Origin of the sequence: Burkholderia stagnalis, assembly GCF_039848545.1 — a bacterium.
Lineage (GTDB): Bacteria > Pseudomonadota > Gammaproteobacteria > Burkholderiales > Burkholderiaceae > Burkholderia > Burkholderia stagnalis.
The window spans coordinates 3,465,728-3,487,852 of record NZ_CP156685.1; the positions used below are offsets into that span (position 1 = coordinate 3,465,728).

The 22,125-nt window shown below is 68.3% G+C and carries 17 protein-coding genes; 10 read left to right on the top strand and 7 right to left on the bottom strand.

Translation table 11 applies throughout. From position 1 onward, the window contains the following. Positions 1-40: 40 nt before the first annotated feature. From katG to recG, 3 genes are all read right to left on the bottom strand, one after another. Complete coding sequence (gene katG / locus ABFO07_RS16085; RefSeq protein WP_059987446.1) at positions 41-2,230, bottom strand: catalase/peroxidase HPI; 2,190 nt, start codon at positions 2,228-2,230, stop codon at positions 41-43. Positions 2,231-2,655: 425 nt separating this feature from the next. Continuing rightward, the gene (locus tag ABFO07_RS16090; RefSeq protein WP_059565225.1) at positions 2,656-3,615 is read right to left on the bottom strand and encodes a LysR substrate-binding domain-containing protein; all 960 of its coding nucleotides are present in this window, start codon (positions 3,613-3,615) and stop codon (positions 2,656-2,658) included. 128 nt (positions 3,616-3,743) lie between these two features. Continuing rightward, complete coding sequence (gene recG, locus ABFO07_RS16095) at positions 3,744-6,065, bottom strand: ATP-dependent DNA helicase RecG (RefSeq protein WP_059909533.1); 2,322 nt, start codon at positions 6,063-6,065, stop codon at positions 3,744-3,746. Positions 6,066-6,231: 166 nt separating this feature from the next. Between recG and queA the strand changes: the two genes are divergently transcribed. The 5 genes from queA (at position 6,232) to secF (ending at position 12,308) form a co-directional block, all read left to right on the top strand. Further along, the gene (queA, locus tag ABFO07_RS16100; protein ID WP_060014141.1) at positions 6,232-7,299 is read left to right on the top strand and encodes a tRNA preQ1(34) S-adenosylmethionine ribosyltransferase-isomerase QueA; all 1,068 of its coding nucleotides are present in this window, start codon (positions 6,232-6,234) and stop codon (positions 7,297-7,299) included. 168 nt (positions 7,300-7,467) lie between these two features. Next, positions 7,468-8,649: a tRNA guanosine(34) transglycosylase Tgt gene (gene tgt, locus ABFO07_RS16105; RefSeq protein WP_059802597.1), complete on the top strand. Its 1,182-nt coding sequence runs from the start codon at positions 7,468-7,470 to the stop codon at positions 8,647-8,649. Positions 8,650-8,872: 223 nt separating this feature from the next. Then, the gene (gene yajC, locus ABFO07_RS16110) at positions 8,873-9,199 is read left to right on the top strand and encodes a preprotein translocase subunit YajC (RefSeq protein ID WP_010091397.1); all 327 of its coding nucleotides are present in this window, start codon (positions 8,873-8,875) and stop codon (positions 9,197-9,199) included. A gap of 109 nt (positions 9,200-9,308) precedes the next feature. After that, a complete protein-coding gene (secD, locus tag ABFO07_RS16115; RefSeq protein WP_059565222.1) occupies positions 9,309-11,342 on the top strand; it encodes a protein translocase subunit SecD in 2,034 nt (677 codons plus the stop codon). Between the two features lie 15 nt (positions 11,343-11,357). Next, entirely contained in the window at positions 11,358-12,308 is a 951-nt protein-coding gene (gene secF, locus ABFO07_RS16120) for a protein translocase subunit SecF (protein WP_059889752.1), read from the top strand. Between the two features lie 78 nt (positions 12,309-12,386). On the opposite strand, the gene ABFO07_RS16125 is transcribed toward secF, so the two are convergent. The 4 genes from ABFO07_RS16125 to ABFO07_RS16140 all read right to left on the bottom strand — a co-directional run bounded on the left by ABFO07_RS16125 (position 12,387) and on the right by ABFO07_RS16140 (position 15,610). Further along, positions 12,387-13,664: an MFS transporter gene (locus ABFO07_RS16125; protein WP_060014148.1), complete on the bottom strand. Its 1,278-nt coding sequence runs from the start codon at positions 13,662-13,664 to the stop codon at positions 12,387-12,389. Positions 13,665-13,841: 177 nt separating this feature from the next. Continuing rightward, entirely contained in the window at positions 13,842-14,420 is a 579-nt protein-coding gene (locus ABFO07_RS16130; protein ID WP_059802555.1) for a YceI family protein, read from the bottom strand. A 63-nt stretch (positions 14,421-14,483) separates the two neighbouring features. Continuing rightward, positions 14,484-15,044 carry a YceI family protein gene (locus ABFO07_RS16135; RefSeq protein WP_059882672.1) on the bottom strand — a complete coding sequence of 187 codons (561 nt, stop codon included), beginning with the start codon at positions 15,042-15,044 and terminating at the stop codon, positions 14,484-14,486. Between the two features lie 8 nt (positions 15,045-15,052). After that, complete coding sequence (locus ABFO07_RS16140) at positions 15,053-15,610, bottom strand: cytochrome b (protein WP_059565218.1); 558 nt, start codon at positions 15,608-15,610, stop codon at positions 15,053-15,055. Between the two features lie 253 nt (positions 15,611-15,863). Here ABFO07_RS16140 and ABFO07_RS16145 point away from each other — a divergent pair, with 253 nt between their 5' ends. The 5 genes from ABFO07_RS16145 (at position 15,864) to ABFO07_RS16165 (ending at position 22,108) form a co-directional block, all read left to right on the top strand. Beyond that, positions 15,864-16,514: a paraquat-inducible protein A gene (locus tag ABFO07_RS16145; protein ID WP_060362672.1), complete on the top strand. Its 651-nt coding sequence runs from the start codon at positions 15,864-15,866 to the stop codon at positions 16,512-16,514. Then, the gene (locus tag ABFO07_RS16150) at positions 16,511-17,140 is read left to right on the top strand and encodes a paraquat-inducible protein A (RefSeq protein ID WP_059993265.1); all 630 of its coding nucleotides are present in this window, start codon (positions 16,511-16,513) and stop codon (positions 17,138-17,140) included. Before ABFO07_RS16145 ends, ABFO07_RS16150 begins: the two co-directional genes overlap by 4 nt. Next, positions 17,133-18,770: an intermembrane transport protein PqiB gene (locus ABFO07_RS16155; RefSeq protein WP_060014152.1), complete on the top strand. Its 1,638-nt coding sequence runs from the start codon at positions 17,133-17,135 to the stop codon at positions 18,768-18,770. Before ABFO07_RS16150 ends, ABFO07_RS16155 begins: the two co-directional genes overlap by 8 nt. Beyond that, a complete protein-coding gene (locus tag ABFO07_RS16160; RefSeq protein ID WP_347467914.1) occupies positions 18,767-19,483 on the top strand; it encodes a PqiC family protein in 717 nt (238 codons plus the stop codon). The genes ABFO07_RS16155 and ABFO07_RS16160 overlap by 4 nt, the downstream gene beginning before the upstream one ends. A 501-nt stretch (positions 19,484-19,984) precedes the next feature. Further along, positions 19,985-22,108 (top strand): site-specific recombinase, encoded by a 2,124-nt coding sequence (locus ABFO07_RS16165; RefSeq protein ID WP_347467916.1) that lies wholly within the window; start codon positions 19,985-19,987, stop codon positions 22,106-22,108. Positions 22,109-22,125 lie beyond the last annotated feature (17 nt).

The window sequence follows — 22,125 nt, forward strand, 5'->3', positions numbered from 1 at the left end:
TTCCGTGCGTGGCCGCCGCATCAGCGGCGGCGTGCGGCGATCACGCGAGGTCGAAGCGGTCGAGGTTCATCACCTTGTTCCACACCGCGACGAAGTCGCGCACAAACTTCTCCTGCGCATCCGTGCTGCCGTAGACCTCGGCCAGCGCGCGCAGCTGCGCGTGCGAGCCGAACACCAGGTCGACGCGCGTGCCGGTCCACTTCACCTTGCCCGTCGCGCGGTCGCGCCCCTCGAACACGTCGTTCCCGGCCGACACCGGCTTCCACTCCGTGCCCATGTCCAGCAGGTTCACGAAGAAGTCGTTGGTCAGCGTGCCCGGACGATCCGTGAACACACCGTGCCGGCTGTCGCCGACGTTCGCGCCCAGCACCCGCAGGCCGCCCACCAGCGCCGTCAGCTCCGGCGCGCTCAGCGTCAGCAGCTGCGCCTTGTCGACCAGCAGCGCCTCGGCCGGCACCGTGTACTGGCCCTTCAGGTAATTGCGGAAGCCGTCCGCCACCGGCTCGAGCACGGCCATCGCCTCGACGTCGGTCTGCGCCTGCGACGCGTCCGTGCGGCCCGGTGCGAACGGCACCGTCACCGTCACGCCGGCCTGCTTCGCGGCCTGCTCGACGCCCGCGGCGCCGGCCAGCACGATCAGGTCGGCGAGCGACACCTTCTTGCCGCCCGACTGCGCGTCATTGAACGCCTTCTGGACACCCTCGAGCGTTTCCAGCACCGTCGCGAGCTGCGCCGGCTGGTTCACGTCCCAGTCCTTCTGCGGCGCGAGGCGAATGCGCGCACCGTTCGCGCCGCCGCGCTTGTCGGAGCCCCGGAAGGTGGACGCCGACGCCCACGCGGTCGACACGAGCTGCGACACCGACAGCCCCGTCGCGAGGATCTTCGCCTTCAGCGCGGCCACGTCGGCTTCGTCGATCAGCTTGTGGTCGACGGCCGGAACCGGGTCCTGCCACAGCAATTCCTCGTTCGGCACGTCCGGGCCGAGATAGCGGGCGCGCGGGCCCATGTCGCGGTGCGTGAGCTTGAACCATGCACGGGCGAACGCGTCGGCGAACTGGTCCGGGTTCTCGTAGAAGCGCCGCGAAATCTTTTCATACGCGGGATCGAAGCGCAGCGACAGGTCCGTGGTCAGCATCGACGGCAGGTGCTTCTTCGACGGGTCGTAGGCATCCGGAATCACCGCGTCCGCGCCCTTCGCGACCCACTGGTGCGCGCCGGCCGGGCTCTTCGTCAGCTCCCATTCATAGCCGAACAGGTTCTCGAAGAAGTTGTTGCTCCATTGCGTCGGCGTGCTGGTCCACGTGACTTCCAGGCCGCTCGTGATCGCGTCGCGGCCCTTGCCCGTGCCGAAGCTGCTCTTCCAGCCGAGGCCCTGCTCCTCGATGCCCGCGGCTTCCGGCTCGGCGCCGACGCTCGACGCGGGGCCCGCGCCGTGGGTCTTGCCGAACGTGTGGCCGCCGGCGATCAGCGCGACCGTCTCTTCGTCGTTCATCGCCATCCGCGCAAACGTGTCGCGAATGTCGCGCGCCGCGGCGAGCGGGTCGGGGTTGCCGTCCGGGCCTTCCGGGTTCACGTAGATCAGGCCCATCTGCACGGCGGCGAGCGGGTTGTCGAGCTTGCGGTCGCCCGAGTAGCGGCTGTTCGGGCCGCCGCTCAGTTCCAGCCAGATCTTTTCCGAACCCCAGTAGACGTCGTCCGGTTCCCAGGTGTCGGGGCGGCCGCCGGCGAAGCCGAAGGTCTTGAAGCCCATCGATTCGAGCGCGACGTTGCCGGTCAGGATCATCAGGTCGGCCCACGAGATGTTGCGGCCGTATTTCTGCTTGATCGGCCACAGCAGGCGGCGCGCCTTGTCGAGGTTGCCGTTGTCGGGCCAGCTGTTGAGCGGCGCGAAGCGCTGCTGCCCGCCGCCCGCGCCGCCGCGGCCGTCGGCCGTGCGGTACGTGCCGGCGCTGTGCCAGGCCATGCGGATGAACAGGCCGCCGTAGTGGCCGAAGTCGGCCGGCCACCAGTCCTGCGACGTGGTCATCAGCGCGTGGAGATCCCGCTTCACCGCCGCCAGGTCGAGCTTCTTGAACGCCTCGGCATAGTTGAAATCCGGATCCATCGGATCGGACAGCGACGAGTGCCGGTGCAGGATGTTCAGGTTCAGCTGATTCGGCCACCAGTCCTTGTTCGTCGTGCCGCCGCCAGCCGCGGCTTGATGGAACGGGCACTTCGTTTCGGTCGACATGCGTTTTCTCCTATGATCGATTGCATCCACCAGCCCGGCCCGGAAGCCGTGCATCGCCGCGGATGGGCACTGCGGGGGTAAAAACGGGAAACCTGCTCCCGTCGTACTGCGTGATGTCGGCTCAGCCGCCGTACACCCGGTCCGCCAGGTACGCGAACACAATCGGGCGCAGGCTCCGGATCGCCGCTCTTGCGCGCGGCGCGATGTTCCGCTGCGCATGCTGCATGGCTGAACGCATCATGACATCCTCCTTTGACGCTTGCATTGATCGTGCAGGCCAGCGTGCGGCCCCGCACGATCCATGCAGGGGATTCTATGCAAATCTATCGATTTATTTAATTTAATAAAATTTATCTATACGATAGGCAAAAATAAGCGGGGCTGCAAGGCCCCGCCCGTTCACTGCGACGACCGGTCGCGCCCGGTCAGTTCATCGTCGCCGGCATGTCGAGCTTCGCGACGCCCGGCAACTCGCACGCGGTGATCGCCTCGCTGATCGCGTCGATCGCGGGCATCCGCGTGAAGCTCTTGCGCCAGACGAGCACGACGCGGCGGTCGGGCACCGGGTCGTTGAACGGCACGTACGACAGCAGCTCGGCGTCCGGGCCGTTCGCGCGCGGGCCGACCTCGGCCACCGACATGCGCGGCAGCACGGTGATGCCGACGCCGCTCGCGACCATGTGGCGGATCGTCTCGAGCGACGAGCCCTCGAAGGTTTTCTGGATGCCGTCGGCCGTCTGCGAGAAGCGCATCAGCTCCGGGCACACGCCGAGCACGTGGTCGCGGAAGCAATGGCCGTTGCCGAGCAGCAGCATGGTTTCCTGCTTCAGGTCCTCCGCGTCGATCTGGTGACGCTTTTCCCACGGATGGCCGGCCGGCAGCGCGACGACGAACGGCTCGTCGTACAGGGGCCGCACCATCAGGCCGGTTTCCGGGAACGGCAGCGCCATGATCGCCGCGTCGATCTCGCCCTGCTTCAGCAGTTCGAGCAGCTTCAGCGTGTAGTTCTCCTGCAGCATCAGCGGCATCTGCGGAACGCGCTGGATCATCTGCTTCACGAGCGTCGGCAGCAGGTACGGCCCGATCGTGTAGATCACGCCAAGGCGGAACGGGCCGACCAGCGGGTCCTTGCCCTGCTTCGCGATCTCCTTGATCGCGAAGGTCTGCTCGAGCACGCGCTGGGCCTGCGTGACGATCTGGTCGCCGATCGGCGTGACGCTCACCTCGCTCGCGCCGCGCTCGAAGATCTGCACGTTGAGCTCGTCTTCGAGCTTCTTGATCGCCACCGACAGCGTCGGCTGGCTCACGAAGCACGCTTCGGCCGCGCGGCCGAAATGCCGCTCGCGCGCGACTGCGACGATGTATTTCAGTTCAGTCAGTGTCATTGCAGGTCAATCAAATGGATACATGCGATAGGTTTAATTTATACACCCTATGACACCGGTTCGCCAAGTTTCTCCGCATCCTGACGCACGATTTCGCGCTTTTAAATCCGACCCCTAATCAGTGGATCTCATGCTTTCAGGTACTGCTCACGCGCGCCGAGCCAGCGCGCGAGATGCTGCGTGACGACGTCCGGATACCCGGCGATCAGCCGCGCCGCCGCCTCGCGCGCCGGATCGATCAGCCAGCCGTCCGTCTCGAGGTTCGCGAAGCGCAGCATCGCCGCGCCCGACTGGCGCGCGCCGAGGAATTCGCCGGGGCCGCGGATTTCGAGATCGCGCCGCGCGATCTCGAAGCCGTCGGTGGTCTCGCGCATCGTCTTCAGCCGCGCGCGGCCGGCGATCGACAGCGGCCCGCTGTACAGCAGCACGCACACCGACGCCGCGGTGCCGCGCCCCACCCGCCCGCGCAGCTGGTGCAGCTGCGCGAGGCCGAAGCGCTCCGCGTGGTCGATCACCATCAGCGACGCGTTCGGCACGTCGACGCCGACCTCGATCACGGTCGTCGCGACGAGCAGCTGCACTTCGTTGCGCGTGAACGCGTCCATCACCGCCGCCTTGTCGGCCGGCGACAGCCGCCCGTGCACGAGCCCGACCTTCAGCTCGGGCAGCGCGGCGACGAGCGTCTCGTAGGTCTCGACGGCCGTCTGCAGCTGCAGCGTCTCGCTCTCCTCGATCAGCGGGCACACCCAGTACACCTGGCGGCCCGTCAGCGCGGCCTCGCGCACCCGCCCGATCACCTCGTCGCGCCGCGCGTCGCCGACGAGGCGCGTCATGATCGGCGTGCGGCCGGGCGGCAGCTCGTCGATCGTCGATACCTCGAGATCTGCGTAGTAGGTCATCGCGAGCGTGCGCGGGATCGGCGTGGCCGACATCATCAGCTGATGCGGCTGGAAGCCCTGCGCGCCGTCCGCCGCGTTGGCGGCCTTCGCGCGCAGCGCGAGGCGCTGCTCGACGCCGAAGCGGTGCTGTTCGTCGACGATCACGAGGCCGAGCCGCGCGAACTCGACCGCATCCTGGATGATCGCGTGCGTACCGATCACGAGCTGCGCGGTGCCGAGCGCGGCCGCCTCGATCGCCGCGCGCTTCTCCTTCGCCTTCAGGCTGCCGGCCAGCCACGCAACCGACACGCCGAGCGGCTCGAGCCAGCCGCGCAGCTTGCGCGCGTGCTGTTCGGCGAGGATCTCGGTCGGCGCCATCAGCGCGGCCTGGTAGCCGGCGTCGATCGCCTGCGCGGCCGCGAGCGCCGCGACGACAGTCTTGCCGCTGCCGACGTCGCCCTGCAGCAACCGCTGCATCGGGTGCGGCAGCGTCAGGTCGTGCGCGATCTCGTCGACGACGCGCGCCTGCGCGCCGGTCAGCGTGAACGGCAGCGCCGCGTACAGGCGCGTCGTCAGCGCGCCGGCGTCGTTCGCGGCGCGGCGCGGCATCGCGGGCGCCGAGCGCGTGCGGCGCTCCTCGTGCGCGCGCTTCAGCGACAGCTGCTGCGCGAGCAGCTCGTCGAACTTGATGCGGGTCCACGCGGGGTGCGAGCCGTCCATCAGCGCGGCTTCGTCGGAATCGACGCCCGGGTGGTGCAGGATGCGCACCGCGTCGGCCAGCGACGGCACGCCGAGCGGGCGCAGGTACGCGCGGTCGATCTCGGGCGGCAGCAGCTCGGGCAGCGGCGTGCGCTCGACCGCGTTCTCGATCGCCTTGCGCAGGTATGCCTGCGATACGCCGGCCGTGCTCGGGTAGACGGGCGTGAGCACCTGCGGCAGCGGCGCATCGGCTTCGACGACGCGCACCGCGGGATGCACCATCTCCATCCCGAAGAAGCCGCCGCGCACGTCGCCGCGCACGCGCAGCCGCTGGCCGACGGCCATCTGCTTGACCTGCGAGCCGTAGAAATTCAGGAAGCGCAGCACCAGCTGCTCGCCGTCGTCGTCCTGGATCTTCACGACGAGCTGGCGGCGCGGCCGGTACGCGACTTCGTTGTCGAACACGACGCCTTCCGCCTGCGAGACGCCGCCGGGCAGCAGCTCGCCGATCGGCGTGAGCGTGGTTTCGTCCTCGTAGCGCATCGGCAGGTGCAGCACGAGATCGATCGAGCGCGTGAGGCCGAGCTTCGCGAGCTTGTCGGCGGTCTTCACGGGCTTGTCGGCGGCGGCCTTTTTCTTGCGCTTCGCGGCGGTGGTGCCGGCTGCGTCGGACGCCTCATCCGTGGCGCCGTCCGTCACGCCGGGCGCGGCGGCGGCCGGCTGCGCGAGCCGCCCGTCGGCGCCGCGCCGCGGGCCGGCCCGCCGCTGCCCCGCGGATTGCGCAGGTGGCGCGGGCGGTGCGGCGTCCTCCGCGTCGAACGGGTCGGCGGAATCGGCAACGGCGGTGGCGGAACGGCGTGGGGACACAGGCATCGGATCGTCTGGGTGCTTCGCAAGGCAAGTACAATAGCGGCTTTCACGTCGTCCAACGAACGACGCCGGCCAGGCCGCGCATCCCGCCATCATAGCGGCTCGCGCGCCCCATTTATGCGTTTCCGCCTTGCTGGCGGCGCCCGCCGGCCGTTTCGAACCAGCCCGCATGTTCACGCTTTCCGATTTCGATTTCAATCTGCCGCCCGAGCTGATCGCGCAAACCGCGCTGCCCGACCGCACCGCGAGCCGCCTGCTCGAGGTCGACAACACGGCCGCGCCGGCGCGCCTCGTCGACCGCCGTTTCGCCGAGCTGCCGTCGTGCATCTCGGCCGGCGACCTGCTCGTGTTCAACGACACCAAGGTGCTGAAGGCGCGCTTCTTCGGCCACAAGGCGAGCGGCGGCAGGATCGAGGTGCTGATCGAGCGCGTGACGGGCACCCACACCGCGCTCGCGCAGATCCGCGCGAGCAAGTCGCCGGGGCCCGGCACGACGCTGACGCTCGCCGACGCTTTCGACGTGACGGTCGGCGAGCGCGTCGAGCCGTTCTTCACGCTGCATTTCCCGGCGCCGTGCCTGAACCTGATCGAGCAGTACGGCCGCCTGCCGCTGCCGCCCTACATCGAGCACGATCCGGACGCGACCGACGAAACCCGCTACCAGACCGTCTACGCGCGCAACCCGGGCGCGGTCGCCGCGCCGACGGCCGGCCTGCACTTCGACGCGCCGCTGCTCGCGCAGCTCGACGCGATGGGCGTCGAGCGCGCGACGCTGACGCTGCACGTCGGCGCGGGCACGTTCCAGCCGGTGCGCGTCGAGAACATCGCCGAACACAAGATGCACAGCGAGTGGTACGAACTGCCGCAGTCGCTCGTCGACAAGATCGCCGCGACCCGCGCGCGCGGCGGCAACGTGATCGCGGTCGGCACGACGTCGATGCGCGCGCTCGAGGCCGCGGCGCGCGACGCCGCCGCCGCGGGCCGCCCGCTCGCCGCGACGCAGGCCGAGACCGACATCTTCATCACGCCCGGCTACGCGTTTCGCGTGGTCGACCGGCTCGTGACGAACTTCCACCTGCCGAAGTCGACGCTGCTGATGCTGGTGTCCGCGTTCGCGGGCGTCGACACGATCCGCGCCGCGTACCGGCACGCGATCGAGCAGCGCTACCGCTTCTTCAGCTACGGCGACGCGATGCTGCTCACGCGGCGCGACGCGCCGCAGGCGCCCGGCGCATAAACGCCGCGCACGCCCGCCGCAGGCTACGATAGCGCTCACCCGATCTTCCCCGCCGCCGGCCCGCCGGCGGCGTCTTCAACATGCGCCGGACTTGCGATCCAGAGTTGGCGCTTTAGCGACTACTCTGGTCCCATGCAAAGCATTTCCGGTGGCAAGGAGAACAACGCGATGACCGAAGGTTCATCCCACGATACGCACGCCCACCTCCGGCCGCACAACGGCCTGAAATTCGACCTGCTGACGACCGACGGCCACGCGCGCCGCGGCCGCGTGACGCTCAACCACGGCGTGGTCGAGACGCCGATCTTCATGCCGGTCGGCACCTACGGCACCGTGAAGGCGATCCAGCCGCGCGAGCTGCACGAGATCAAGGCCCAGATCATCCTCGGCAACACGTTCCACCTGTGGCTGCGCCCGGGCCTCGACACGATCGACGCGCACGGCGGCCTGCACGGCTTCATGGGCTGGAACAAGCCGATCCTGACCGATTCGGGCGGCTTCCAGGTGTTCTCGCTCGGCGACCTGCGCAAGATCACCGAGGACGGCGTCACGTTCGCGTCACCGATCAACGGCGACAAGCTGTTCCTGTCGCCGGAAGTGTCGATGCAGATCCAGAAGGTGCTGAACTCGGACATCGTGATGCAGTTCGACGAATGCACGCCCTACGCGACCAACGGCGTGCCGACCACGCACAAGGAAGCGGCCGACTCGATGCGGATGTCGCTGCGCTGGGCGAAGCGCTCGCTCGACGAGTTCGACCGGCTCGGCAACCCGAACGCGCTGTTCGGGATCGTCCAGGGGGGGATGTTCGAGGACCTGCGCGACGAATCGCTCGCGGGCCTCGCGGAACTCGACTTCCACGGCCTCGCGATCGGCGGGCTGTCGGTGGGCGAGCCGAAGGAAGACATGATGCGCGTGCTGCAGCACGTCGGCCCGAAGCTGCCGGCGCACAAGCCGCACTACCTGATGGGCGTCGGCACGCCGGAGGATCTCGTCGCGGGCGTCGCCAACGGCATCGACATGTTCGACTGCGTGATGCCGACCCGCAACGCGCGCAACGGCTGGCTGTTCACCCGCTTCGGCGACGTGAAGATCCGCAACGCGACGCACAAGAATTCGCTGAAGCCGCTCGACCCGAGCTGCACGTGCTACACGTGCCAGAACTTCTCGCGCGGCTACCTGCACCACCTGCACCGCGTCGGCGAGATCCTCGGCGCGCAGCTCAACACGATCCACAACCTGCACTACTACCTGCAGCTGATGAGCGAGATCCGCGACGCGATCGAAACCCATACGTTCGACGCGTTCCGCCAGCGCTTCGCGGAGGATCGCGCGAGAGGGGTCGACTGACGGGCCCGCACGGTCCACGGGCTGAGACAAGTACTAAAAAGGCCCGGAAAGCTATCGATCCCGACCACCAAACATTACAATTGCCTTTCTTCGCAAGCCGCAATGGCGCCGAATTCCGCTTTAACAGCTTGATCCCAAAGCGCATTTGCCACGCCGTCGCGGCTTGGGGCCGGTGGTAGAATAACCGGCTTAATTTTCGATCTTCCCTTACGGAGAGACCAACGTGCCGTTCATTTCCAATGCCTTCGCGCAAGGTGCCGCGGGTGGCGCCGAATCGAGCCTGATGAGCTTCCTGCCGCTCATCCTGATGTTTGCCGTGCTCTACTTCATCATGATCCGTCCGCAGATGAAGCGGCAGAAGGAGCACCGCAACATGCTCTCGGCGATGGCCAAGGGCGACGAAGTGGTCACCAGCGGCGGGCTCGTCGGCAAGGTGACGAAGGTGTCGGAGGCCTACATCGGCGTCGAGATCGCCGAAGGCACCGAAATCACCGTGCAGAAGGCCGCCGTCACGACCATTCTGCCGAAGGGCACGATCAAGTCGCTGTAAGCCCTTCCCCGAGCGTCCGGCTCCCCGCGCCGCGCCCGCCCGAGTTGCGGGCCCCCGCGCGGCGCCGGACGCGACGCTTTCAAGCCAACTACCCCGTTCGGCCCCCCTCATGAATCGTTACCCACTCTGGAAATATGTCGTGATGGTCGTGGCGCTCGCCATCGGCTTTCTGTACACATTGCCCAATTTCTTCGGCGAAGCGCCGGCGGTGCAGGTGTCGAGCGGCAAGGCCACGGTCAAGCTCGACTCGGCGACGCTGAGCCAGGTCGAAGCCGCGCTCGCGACCGCCCAGGTCAAGCCGGACGATGTCACCTTCGAGAACACGGCCGCCAACGCGAACATCCGCGTGCGCCTGAAGGACACCGATACGCAGCTGCGCGTCAAGGACCTCCTGCAGAAGGCGCTGAACGCCGATCCGAACGATCCGCAGTACGTCGTCGCGCTGAACCTGCAGAGCGCGTCGCCGCGCTGGCTGACCGCGCTGCACGCGCTGCCGATGTATCTCGGCCTCGACCTGCGCGGCGGTGTCCACTTCCTGCTGCAGGTCGACATGACCGGCGCGCTGACGAAGAAGCTCGATTCCGACGCGTCCGACGCCCGCACGCTGCTGCGTGACAAGAACATCCGCGACGGCGGCGTGAGCCGCGTCGACCAGTCCGTCGTCGTCAACTTCAGCGATCCGCAAGTCGCCGACGACGCGCGCAAGCTGCTCGCCACGTCGATCACCGAACTGCAATGGGCGACCCAGCCCGGCGGCGGCGGCGTGCAGGTGGTCGGCACGTTCACCCCGGCCGTGCAGAAGGCCGTCGAAGATGCCGCGCTCAAGCAGAACCTGACGACGCTCCACAACCGGGTCAACGAACTCGGCGTGTCGGAGCCGATCCTGCAGCAGCAGGGCAGCGACCGCATCGTCGTCGAGCTGCCGGGCGTACAGGACACCGCGAAGGCGAAGGACATCATCGGCCGCACCGCAACGCTCGAGGCGCGCCTCGCCGATCCGCTCAACACGCACCCGAATCCGAACGATCCGGTGCCGCCGGGCGAGGAACTGTTCACGCAGGGCAACCAGGCGCCCGTGCTGCTGAAGAAGGACGTGATCTTCACCGGCGACCGCATCATCGACGCGTCGGCCGGCTTCGACGAGCACCAGCGCCCGTCGGTCAACATCCGTCTCGACTCGGCCGGCGGCCGTTCGGTGCGCGCGGTGTCGCGCGAGAACATCGGCAAGCCGATGGCGATGGTGCTGTTCGAGAAGGGCAAGGGCGAGGTGCTGACGGTCGCGACGATCCAGTCGGAGCTCGGCGACCGCTTCCAGATCACCGGCCAGCCGACCCCGCAGGCCGCGGCCGACCTCGCGCTGCTGCTGCGCGCCGGCTCGCTCGCGGCGCCGATGGACATCATCGAGGAGCGCACGATCGGCCCGAGCCTCGGCGCCGACAACATCAAGATGGGCATCCACTCGGTGATCTGGGGCTTCTGCGCGATCGCCGTGTTCATGATCGCGTACTACATGCTGTTCGGCATGATCTCGGTGATCGGCCTGTCGGTGAACCTGCTGCTGCTCGTCGCCGTGCTGTCGCTGATGCAGGCGACGCTGACGCTGCCCGGCATCGCCGCCATCGCGCTCGCGCTCGGCATGGCGATCGACTCGAACGTGCTGATCAACGAACGCGTGCGCGAGGAACTGCGCGCGGGCCAGCCGCCGCAGGTCGCGATCCAGGCCGGCTACGCGCATGCGTGGGCGACGATTCTCGATTCGAACGTCACGACGCTGATCGCCGGCCTCGCGCTGCTCGCGTTCGGCTCGGGCCCGGTGCGCGCGTTCGCGATCGTGCACTGTATCGGCATCCTGACGTCGATGTTCTCCGCGGTGTTCTTCTCGCGCGGGCTCGTCAACCTCTGGTACGGCGGCCGCAAGAAGCTGAAGTCGCTCGCGATCGGCCAGGTGTGGCGTCCGGAAGGCGCCGCCGCGGCCGGCGCGGCATCGTTCGCCGCCGCGGACGAATCGACCGACACCGCGCGCGCCGCGAAGCTCGCCGCGCCCGCGAAGAGCAACGCGCCGCGCGCCGGCAAGCCGCAACTGCGCAACCGCGCGCAGCAGCGGGTGTCGCCGTCGCCGAAAAAACCGGGCTCGCCCCAATAAGCCCCGGAGACGACCATGGAATTTTTCCGCATCCGTAAAGACATCCCGTTCATGCGGCACGCGTTGATTTTCAACGTGATCTCGCTGGTGACGTTCGTCGCTGCCGTGTTCTTCCTGCTCCATCGCGGGCTGCATCTGTCCGTCGAGTTCACGGGCGGCACGGTGGTCGAGGTGCAGTATCAGCAGGCCGCGCAGCTCGAGCCCGTGCGCGCGACGCTCGGCAAGCTCGGCTATGCCGACGCGCAGGTGCAGAACTTCGGCACGTCGCGCAACGTGCTGATCCGCCTGCAGCTCAAGGAAGGGCTCACGTCCGCGCAGCAGAGCGACCAGGTGATGGCCGCGCTGAAGGCGCAGAGCCCGGACGTGACGCTGCAGCGCGTCGAGTTCGTCGGCCCGCAGGTCGGCCGGGAGCTCGCGACCGACGGCCTGCTCGCGCTCGCGTGCGTGGTGATCGGCATCGTGATCTACCTGTCGTTCCGCTTCGAATGGAAGTACGCGGTCGCCGGCATCATCGCGAACCTGCACGACGTCGTGATCATTCTCGGCTTCTTCGCGTTCTTCCAGTGGGAGTTCTCGCTCGCGGTGCTCGCGGCGATCCTCGCGGTGCTCGGCTACTCGGTGAACGAGTCGGTCGTCGTCTTCGACCGGATCCGCGAGACGTTCCGCCGCGAACGCAAGATGACCGTGCAGGAAGTGATCAACCACGCGATCACGACCACGATGTCGCGCACGATCATCACGCACACATCGACCGAAATGATGGTGCTGTCGATGTTCTTCTTCGGCGGCCCGACGCTGCACTACTTCGCGCTCGCGCTGACGGTCGGCATCTTGTTCGGCATCTATTCGTCGGTGTTCGTCGCCGGCTCGCTCGCGATGTGGCTCGGCATCAAGCGCGAAGACCTGATCAAGGACAAGAAGCTCGCGCACGATCCGGACGATCCGAACGCCGGCGCGCAGGTGTAAGCGCGTCGCCGCTTCGGCAAACGGAAAAGGCCGGTTCGCTCGAACCGGCCTTTTTGTTTATGTGCGCCCTCCCCCGCGTCAGCGGACCCCGAACCGCTTGCGCAGCACCGCCAGCGCGGCAAGGCTCAGCACCGCCGCGAACATCAGGTAGAAGCTCGGCGCGGTCTTCATGCCGGTCGCGCGGATCAGCCACGCGATGATGAACGGCCCGAAGCCGCCGAAGATCGTCACCCCGACGTTATAGGCAAGCGACATCCCCGTCGTGCGCGTCTGCACCGGAAACATCTCGGACAGCAGCCCCGGCAGCGCCGCGAAATAGCCGGTCATCAGGAACGCGAACACCACCTGCATCGCGATCAGCGTGCCGAAGCCCGGGTGCGCGACCAGGTACGCGAACGCCGGATAGATCAGCACGAGGATGCCGAGCGCCGGCGCGACCATCACGCGCACGCGCCCATAACGGTCCGACCAGTGGCCGACGAGCGGCGCGAACCCCATCTGGATCACGCCCACCACGAGAATCGCCGCGAACGCGGCCGACGGCGACAGGCCCAGCTCCTTCACGCCATAGGTCGGCATGAACAGCACGAGGTAGGTCGTGACGGTGCCGAGCACGACCACACCGATCGATGCGACGAGGCGCGCCTTGTGCGATGCGAACGTGTCGCGCAGCGGGCTGTCGGTGGTGCGCGCGGCGAGGAACTCGGGCGTCTCGTCGACCTTCGCGCGGATGTAGTACGCGACGGGGCCGAGCAGCAGGCCGAAGAAGAACGGGATTCGCCAGCCCCACGCGGCCATCTGCGCGGCCGTGAGCTGCGCGTTCAGCACGGTGCCGAACGCCGCGGCGAGCAGCGTCGTCAGCCCCTGGCTCGCGATCTGCCAGCTCGCGAAGAAACCGCGCCGGCCCGGCACGTGCTCGGCGAGGAACGCGGTCGCGCTGCCGAATTCGCCGCCCGCCGAGAAGCCCTGCACCAGCCGGGCCGCGACGAGGATCAGCGGCGCGGCGATGCCGATCGTCGCGTAGGTCGGCAGCACCGCGATCACGAGCGTGCCGGCCATCATCAGCAGGATCGACAGCGTCAGCGCCGCCTTGCGGCCCGCGCGGTCCGCATAGGCGCCGAGCACGATCGCGCCGAGCGGGCGCATGAAGAACGACACGCCGAACGTGCCGAGCGTGAGCAGCAGCGACACCGTGTCGTTGCCGGCCGGGAAGAACAGCTTCGAGATCGTCACCGCGAAGAAGCCGTAGACGACGAGGTCGAACCACTCGAGCGCATTGCCGATCGACGCGGCAACGACCGCGCGCCACACGCGCGGCGACGAAACGATGGAACGAGGCGACGTGACGGCATGCATGGGCAATCTCCCGGTTGTTGTTCGTTCGCGTTCGCACGGCCGCGCGGCCTGCGCCACCGTCGACGCTCGGGCGATTATAGGCGCGCCGCGGGCAACAAAAAACCGCCACGCCCCCAGTGGGAACGCGGCGGTTCATGCGGCGGGCGGGCATGCTGCCCGCCCTGCGCGACCGAGGCCTTACTGCTTGACCGCTTCGGCCGTGATCAGCAGCTTGGTCGTCATCTTGAAGCCGTACTGCTTGCCGTAGTCGAGGCCGAAATCGTCGCGGCTGAATTCGCCGACCGCATCGACGCCGCACACTTCACGCTTGAGCATCGGGTGCGGCATGCACTTGAACGAGTCGATCTTCAGCGTCAGCGGCTTGGTGACGCCGTGCAGCGTCAGGTTGCCGACCACTTCGACCGGCTTGTCGCCGTCGAACTTGATCTTGCCCTTGTAGCTCGCTTGCGGGAACTTCGCCGCGTCGAAGAACTCGGCCGTCTGCAGGTGCTCGTCGAGCTTCGTGCTGCCCGTGCTGATCGAGCCGACGTCGGTCGTCACGTCGACCGTGCCGGTCTTCGCCGCGCGATCGAGCGTGACCGAGCCCTTCGACTTGTCGAACTTGCCGCGCCAGACCGACAGGCCGCCGAAGTGGTCGGCCTCGAAGCTCGGATACGTGTGGGACGGGTCGAACTGGTAGGTCGCCACATCGGCGAACGCGGAAAACGACAGCGAAGCGGCGAGCGCACCCGCCGCGATCATCAGATGCTTGTTCAATTCAATCTCCTTGGAACGTCGCCGCGCAGGAGCGCGGCATCGGTTTGCACGACACTCTCCCGCTTACTTCGCGGATACGATGTGAAACTTGATTTGCACCTCATCAGCGACGACCGACGTGTCCTTCCATTCGCCGGTGCCGATGTTGTACGCGGAACGCTTGATCGGCAGCACGCCGTCGAAGGTCTGCGTCGCGCCGCTCTGCGTGACCGTGACCGGCACCGTGATCGTCTCGGCCTTGCCCTTGATCGTCAGCTTGCCCGTCACGTTGTACTTGTTGCCGCCCGCGGGCGCGATCGCCGACGACACGAAGGTCGCCTGCGGATACGCCTTCGCGTCGAACCAGTCCTTGCCGGCGACCTGGTCGTTGTACATCTTGTCGCCGAGATCGTAGCTGGCGATGTCGATGGTCACCTGCGCGCTGCCCTGCGCGGCCTTGGCCGGATCGAACTTCACCTGCGCCGCGAACTTCTTGAACACGCCTTCGGTCGGCACGTTCATCTGCTTCGACACGGCGGATACCTTGCTTTTCGCCAGGTCGACGTCGGCATGCGCCGCGCCCGACGCGGCAAACGACACCGCGGCGAGCGCGGCCAGCATGGAGCGGGAGAAAGACACTTTCATGGGATCCTTCATTTGGCAAAAGGGAGCATCCGCGACAGCAGGCCGTCACGGTCGAACAGCTGGTGCTTGACCACCGCGAGCACGTGCAGCGCGACGAGTGCAAGCAGAATGTAATTCAAATAGACGTGGATCGTCTTGAAGGTTTCCTTGAGCACCGGATCGGGGCCGATCAGGGTCGGCAGCGGCACGATGCCGAGGTACACCACCGGAATGTTCGCCGCCGAGCTGTACAGGTAGCCCGTCACCGGAATCACCAGCATCAGCACGTACAGCAGGAAGTGCACGCCATGCGCGCCGAGCCGCTGCAGCACCGGCATCGCGGGCGGCGGCGGCGGCATGTGGGTCGCGCGCCACAGCACGCGCAGGATCGCAAGCGCGAACACGGTCACGCCGATCCACTTGTGCCACGAGAAATACTTGAGCTTCGTCGGCGTGAAGCCCGGGATGTCGGTCATCACCCAGCCGAGCGCGAAGCCGCCGACGATCAGGAGCGCGATCAGCCAGTGCAGCGCGATCGCCGTATGCGTGTAGCGGGACGGCGCGGCCCGCAGCGAATTCGATCCCATGGGTTCCTCAGTTCAGCGAAAGGCCGCGCCGGCATGCGTCCGACGAAAGCCAAGGGCGCCATGCTACCGCAACCTTTTGTCGCGCGCGGACTCCGAGCACGGACGCCGCCGCCGGGATGGCCCCGTGCATGACGTTACCGGCCGGTCACACCCGGCCGGGGGATTGACACGGCCAAAATGGCGTTTTGGTAAGATTGGCGCGGGTTCCGGCCCCGCCGACGCGATTTCCCGCCGTCGCGCAACTGCTTTCCTCATGCAACGACACGACCTGATTGCCTGTCACGAGTGCGACGCACTGTTGCACAAACCGCGCCTTGGCGGCCGTGACGTCGCGCACTGCCCGCGCTGCGACGCGGTGCTCTACCGCAGCAGCTCGGCGCAGCTCGACCGGATCTGCGCCCTCACGCTCGCGGCGCTGATCACGTTCATGATCGCGCAGGCGTTCCCGATCCTCGAGATGGACGTGAACGGCAACCGCGTGCAGACCACGCTGTTCGGCGCGATCGAATCGCTGTGGCGCCAGGACATGGCGCCCGTCGCCGCGATGGTGTTCTGCTCGACCGTGCTGTTTCCGCTCGTCGAGATGTCCGCGCTCCTGTACCTGCTGTTCCCGCTGCGGCGCGGCCTCGTGCCGCCCGGCTTCAACCTCGTGCTGCGCGCGATCCAGCTGGTGCGGCCGTGGGGGATGATCGAAGTCTTCATGCTCGGCATCGTCGTGACCATCGTGAAGATGGTCACACTCGCGCGCGTCGTGCCGGAAGCCGCGCTGTTCGCGTTCGCCGCGCTCACGCTGATGATCGCCGTCGTGCTGATGTTCGATCCGATGCTGCTGTGGGATCTCGTCGACGACCTGCGCGCCGGCCGCGCGCCCAGTGCCGCACCTCGCCCGGAGGCGCGCCGATGACCACGCCCACCGCCGCCCGCGCGGGCCTCGCGAGCTGCCATACCTGCGGCCTCGTGCAGACGCTCGACCATCCGCATGCCCGCTGCGCGCGCTGCCACGCCGCGCTCCATTTCCGCACGCCGAACAGCATCGCGCGCACCTGGGCGCTGCTGATCGCCGCCGCGATCCTCTACATCCCGGCGAACCTGCTGCCGATCATGCGCACCGCGTCGCTGGTCGGCGCGCAGCAGGACACGATCATGAGCGGCGTCGTGCTGTTCTGGGCCTCGGGCGACTGGCCGCTCGCGGTCGTCGTGTTCGTCGCGAGCATCCTCGTGCCGATGCTCAAGCTCGGCGTGCTGGTGATCCTCGTGATCAGCGCGCAGCGCCGCTCGCCGTGGCGGCCGATGCAGCGCACGCGGCTGTTCCGGATCGTCGAGCGCATCGGCCGCTGGTCGATGCTCGACATCTTCGTCGTGACGCTCACCGTCGCGCTCGTCCATTTCCGTTCGCTCGCCGTCATCACGGCCGGCCCCGGCGCGCTCGCGTTCGGTTCGGTCGTGATCCTGACGATGCTCGCGTCGATGCAGTTCGATCCCCGCCTGATCTGGGATCCGGTAGAAACCTCAGGGAAAAACCATGAATAGTCCGCAAGGCCCGCAGCAAGACGGCCGTCCGGCCCCCGATCAGCCCCCGCCGCAGGATCCCGCGATCTCGACGAAAAGCGGCTGGCTGCCGTCGCTGGTCTGGCTCGTGCCGCTGATCGCCGCGCTGATCGGCATCGGCCTCGTGATCAAGTCCGTGCGCGAGCGCGGCCCGGAAATCACCCTCACCTTCCACAGCGCCGAAGGCCTCGAGCCCGGCAAGACCCAGGTCAAGTACAAGGACGTCGAGATCGGCATGGTCAAGGCGATCACGCTGTCGAAGGACCTGACGCGCGTGCTGGTCGGCGTGCAGCTCAAGAAGGAATCGGAGAACTTCGCGGTCAAGGGCTCGCGCTTCTGGATCGTGCGGCCGCGCGTGGGCGCGACCGGCGTGTCGGGGCTCGGCACGCTGCTGTCGGGCGCGTACATCGGCGTCGACGCGGGCCGTTCGTCGGAGTCCCAGACCGAGTTCGCCGGGCTCGAGACGCCGCCGGCCGTCACCGGCGACCAGAAGGGCGCGCAGTACGTGCTGCGCGGCGATTCGCTCGGTTCGGTCGACATCGGCTCGCCGGTCTACTACCGGCGCGTGCAGGTCGGCCAGGTGGTGGGCTTCTCGCTCGACAAGGACGGCACGGGCGTGACCTTCAACGTGTTCGTGAACGCGCCGTACGACCAGTACGTCGGCGAGAACTCGCGCTGGTGGCAGGCAAGCGGCGTCGACCTGCGGCTCGATTCGAGCGGGCTGAAGCTGAACACGCAGTCGCTCGCGACGGTGATCCTCGGCGGCATCGCGTTCCAGACGCCGCCGAACCAGACCACGGGCGCGACGGCGCCGGGCAACACGACGTTCCGCCTCGCCGCCGACCAGGCCGACGCGATGCGCGACCCGGATGGCCCGCCGCTTCAGGTCGTGATGGACTTCAACCAGTCGCTGCGCGGGCTGGCGGTGGGCGCGCCGGTCGACTTCCGCGGCATCGTGCTCGGCGAAGTGACCAACATCGGCATCGACTACGACCCGAAGACGAAGAACTTCACGATGCCGGTGACGATGAGCATCTTCCCGGAACGGCTCGGCCGGCGCTTCCGCGAGTCGATCGAGAGCAAGGGCGAACCGGCCCGCCGCGAGATCGTCGAGCGGCTCGTCGCACGCGGGCTGCGCGGCCAGCTGCGCACCGGCAACCTGCTGACGAGCCAGCTGTACGTCGCGCTCGACTTCTTCCCGAAGGCGCCGGCAGTGAAGATCGACGCGGCGCGCGTGCCGCTCGAGCTGCCGACCGTGGCGAACGAGCTCGAGGAGTTGCAGGTGCAGGTCGCCGACATCGCGAAGAAGCTCGACAAGGTGCCGTTCGAGCAGATCGGCAAGAACCTGAACAGCACGCTCGCGAACGCCGACCGGCTGTTCAAGCAGCTCGACTCGCAGGTCATGCCCGAGGCCCGCGACACGCTGTCGGCCGCGAAGCAGACCTTCTCGGCCGCCGAAGCGACGCTGCAGCAGGATTCGCCGATGCAATCCGACGTGCGCGGCGCGCTGAAGGAACTCACGCGCACGCTGCAATCGCTGAATGCGCTCTCCGACTATCTGGAGCGCCACCCCGAATCGCTGCTCAAGGGCAAGCCAGGAGATCAAAAATGACGACACGCGTGAACGGTTTCGCGAGCGGCGCGGCGGCGGTGCTCGCCACGCTGGCGCTCGCCGCGTGCAGCTCGCCGCCCGCGCGGTTCTATACGCTGAGCCCCGCCGACGCGGCGCGTGCGGTGCGCACGACGCCCGCCAATCCGCCGTTCCTGATCGAGGTGCCGGCCGTCGGCGTGCCCGATCAGGTCGCGAAGAGCCAGCTCGTCGTGCAGAAGGACAGCACACAGGTCGACGTGCTCGAACTGGAGCGCTGGGCGTCGCCGCCCGCCGACGAGATCCGCCGTGCGCTGTCCGACGATCTCGCCGCGCAGCTCGACACGATCGACGTCGTGAATTCCGCGTATCCGCCCGGCACGCCCGTGTACCGGGTGAGCGTCAACGTGCAGCGCTTCGAGTCGTGGCCCGGCAAGCGCGCGGCGATCGACGCGGTGTGGAGCGTGCGCGCGGTCGGCACGCAGACGGTGATGACCTGCCGCACGAGCGTCGCCGAGCCGGTCGGCAGCGGCTACGACGCGCTCGTCGCCGGCCACCGGCGCGCGCTCGACGCGATCGCGACGCAGGCGGCCAGCGGCGTGCGCGCGATGGCCGCGCGCCGCGCCGCCACGCCGGCGGCGACGTCCGGCGGCAAGAACGCCGCGCCGCCCGTGCCCTGCCCGGCCAACACGGCGTCCGGCGACGCCGCCGGCGCGACCGGGAAGAACGGGACGTAAGCGGCCGCGGCCGCCCGTGCGCGCGACGTCCGCGACGTCCGCGACGTCCGCGACGTCCGCGACGCACGGGCCGCACGGGCCGCACGGGCCGCCGGGCCGCCGGGCCGCCGGGCCGCTGGTCCGCTGGTCCGCTGGTCCGCTGGTCCGCTGGTCCGCCAGTCCGCCAGTCCGCCAGTCCGCCAGTCCGCGATCTTGCATTGTTTGTCAAAATCCACCGGAACCGGTGCCCGGCCATCCGGTCGACTTGCGTTTTTACGTCCGATTGACGATCCTACGCACGTTTGCGCCTTGACCGGCCGTCGACTGCGCCGCTCACCCGCACGAGGCAGCACGAAGCCGCACGCAGGCGCATCGCAATTCGCCCGCGCACGATGCCGCGCGGGCCGCATCGAACGGGCCGTTCCCGGGCCATCGTGCCCGCCCTGAGGCCCGGCCCGTCACACCGGTCATCCAGTCGCCGTATCCGCAACCCGCCCGTCCAGGGCATTTGCCATTCCGTTTATGTTTCGTTCCCTGACGACCCTGATCAAGAAGTGGCGCGCGTCGCGCAGCGCGAGCCACCAGCTCGACGCGCTGCTCGCGCACGCCGACGCCGACGCGTCCTATGCCGAGCGCAGCGAATGGCTGATCGAGCTCGCGCACTGGCTGCGCCGCAGCGGCTCGATGCAGGCCGCGCAGGACGCCGCGGCCGAGCGCGACGACGACGCGCGCGCCTATCCCGCGCACGCGCGGCTGCGCTACCTGTTCCACGTGCTCGACCGCAACCCGGCCTGGAAGTCGCACGCCGCGCGGATCCTGCGCGGCATCCTGCGCGAATGCGACGGCATCTCGCTGTTGTGCGACGCGGGCATGCCCGTGCATTCGGGCTTCTTCGGCGCGCTGTTCGAGCGGCTCGATTCGTCGATGATCCCGCCCGCGCCGAACCGCCGCGAGCTGACGGCGCTGTTCACGCTGATGTTCCCGGCGCCGGAGGACGTGCAATGGATCGACGCGCTGCCCGACGACCTGCTCGCGCGCGTCGCCGAACTGATCGCGTTCGACGTCACCGAAGCGGAGCGCCACGAGCCCGGCTCGCTGTCGCGCGACCTGCTGGCGGCGCTGCACAACCTGACCTGCCAGATCAGCTCGACCGGCCTGTCGCAAACGGTGCGCAGCCGGCTGTCCGACGACGACGCGCGCACGCCGCTCGAGACGCAGCCGTTCTACCGGCTCACCCGCGCGATGCTCGCGGTCGAGAGCGCGCACGCAGCCGTCGAGGACGGCGGCGACCCGAGCAAGCTGCTGCATGAAGTGAACTACCTGCGCATGCTGCTCGACGAATGCCGCATCGCGGTCGACGACGTGTTCTCGCACCTGTACCGCAACGGCGTGTCGGTCGACATCGTGTTCCAGGTCGAGCGGATGCGCATGCGAATCCTGCGCGCGGAAACGCTGCTGAACGCGTGGATGGCGCGCGACGACCTGCGCGGGATGGCGCACCTCACCGCCGAGCTCGTCGACGCGAACCAGAACAGCCAGAGCGTGTCGCACCTGATCCGCAGCAATTTCTCGCTGTTCGCGCGCAAGCTCGTCGAGACCAACGCGGATACCGGCGAGCACTACATCTCGCGCGGCCGCGCCGAGTACCTGAAGATGCTGCGGATGGCGGCCGGCGGCGGGCTCGTCACCGTCGTGACGGTGTGCATGAAGTTCGCGATCACCGGCGCGCACCTGCAGTCGATGCTCGAAGGGCTGCTCGCCGGCATCAACTACGCGGCGAGCTTCATGCTGATGCACTTCCTGCACTTCACGCTCGCCACCAAGCAGCCCGCGATGACCGCGCCGACGCTCGCGCGCGAACTCGACGGCACCACCCACGACGAAGGCGTGAAGCAGTTCGTCGCATCGGTGATCGCGCTGATCCGCACGCAGGCGGCCGCGATCTGCGGCAACGTGCTCGTCGTGCTGCCGGTGTGCCTGCTCGTGCAGCTGTTCGCCGGCGGCGTGCTGCATGCGAACCTGATCTCGCCGCAGAAGGCGCATGCGACGCTGCAGTCGTTCTCGCTGCTCGGCCCGACGCCGCTGTACGCGGCGCTCACGGGCGTGCTGCTGTGGGCGTCGAGCCTGATCGCCGGCTGGGCCGACAACTGGTTCGTGCTGCATCGCGTCGGCGACGCCCTCACCTACAACCGCCGGCTGCGCCTCACGCTCGGCGCGGCCGGCGCGGCGAAGCTCGCGCACTTCTGCCGGTCGAACGTCGCCGGCGTGGTCGCGAACGTCGGCCTCGGCCTGATGCTCGGCCTCGTGCCGGCGATCGTCTCCGGGATCCTGTTCTCGTTCGAGGTGCGGCACGTGACGCTGTCGGCGGGCTCGATCGGCATCGCGCTCGGCGTGCTCGGCGAGCAGACGCTGCGCACGCCCGAGCTGTGGTGGGCAACGGCCGGCGTGCTCAGCATGGCGATCCTCAACGTGCTGGTGAGCTTCGCGCTCGCGTTCACGATGGCCGTGCGCTCGCGCAGCCTGCGGCCGACCAAGGTGCGCGCGCTGGTCGCCGCAATCGGCCGCGCGGTGGCCGCGAATCCGCTCGTGCTGGTCTGGCCGGCGCGCGACCAGGCGGCCCGCCCGGGCCCGTCCGGGTCGCACTGACCGCCGTCGCGGCGTCC

Excerpts from the sequence above, each read along its gene's own strand:
- secD (WP_059565222.1), top strand. The coding sequence starts at position 9,309 with ATGAATCGTTACCCACTCTGGAAATATGTCGTGATGGTCGTGGCGCTC.
- tgt (WP_059802597.1), top strand. The coding sequence starts at position 7,468 with ATGACCGAAGGTTCATCCCACGATACGCACGCCCACCTCCGGCCGCAC.
- ABFO07_RS16155 (WP_060014152.1), top strand. The coding sequence starts at position 17,133 with ATGAATAGTCCGCAAGGCCCGCAGCAAGACGGCCGTCCGGCCCCCGAT.
- ABFO07_RS16140 (WP_059565218.1), bottom strand. The coding sequence starts at position 15,610 with ATGGGATCGAATTCGCTGCGGGCCGCGCCGTCCCGCTACACGCATACG.
- queA (WP_060014141.1), top strand. The coding sequence starts at position 6,232 with ATGTTCACGCTTTCCGATTTCGATTTCAATCTGCCGCCCGAGCTGATC.
- ABFO07_RS16090 (WP_059565225.1), bottom strand. The coding sequence starts at position 3,615 with ATGACACTGACTGAACTGAAATACATCGTCGCAGTCGCGCGCGAGCGG.
- secF (WP_059889752.1), top strand. The coding sequence starts at position 11,358 with ATGGAATTTTTCCGCATCCGTAAAGACATCCCGTTCATGCGGCACGCG.
- ABFO07_RS16165 (WP_347467916.1), top strand. The coding sequence starts at position 19,985 with ATGTTTCGTTCCCTGACGACCCTGATCAAGAAGTGGCGCGCGTCGCGC.
- ABFO07_RS16135 (WP_059882672.1), bottom strand. The coding sequence starts at position 15,044 with ATGAAAGTGTCTTTCTCCCGCTCCATGCTGGCCGCGCTCGCCGCGGTG.
- ABFO07_RS16125 (WP_060014148.1), bottom strand. The coding sequence starts at position 13,664 with ATGCATGCCGTCACGTCGCCTCGTTCCATCGTTTCGTCGCCGCGCGTG.
- ABFO07_RS16160 (WP_347467914.1), top strand. The coding sequence starts at position 18,767 with ATGACGACACGCGTGAACGGTTTCGCGAGCGGCGCGGCGGCGGTGCTC.
- ABFO07_RS16145 (WP_060362672.1), top strand. The coding sequence starts at position 15,864 with ATGCAACGACACGACCTGATTGCCTGTCACGAGTGCGACGCACTGTTG.
- recG (WP_059909533.1), bottom strand. The coding sequence starts at position 6,065 with ATGCCTGTGTCCCCACGCCGTTCCGCCACCGCCGTTGCCGATTCCGCC.
- ABFO07_RS16150 (WP_059993265.1), top strand. The coding sequence starts at position 16,511 with ATGACCACGCCCACCGCCGCCCGCGCGGGCCTCGCGAGCTGCCATACC.
- katG (WP_059987446.1), bottom strand. The coding sequence starts at position 2,230 with ATGTCGACCGAAACGAAGTGCCCGTTCCATCAAGCCGCGGCTGGCGGC.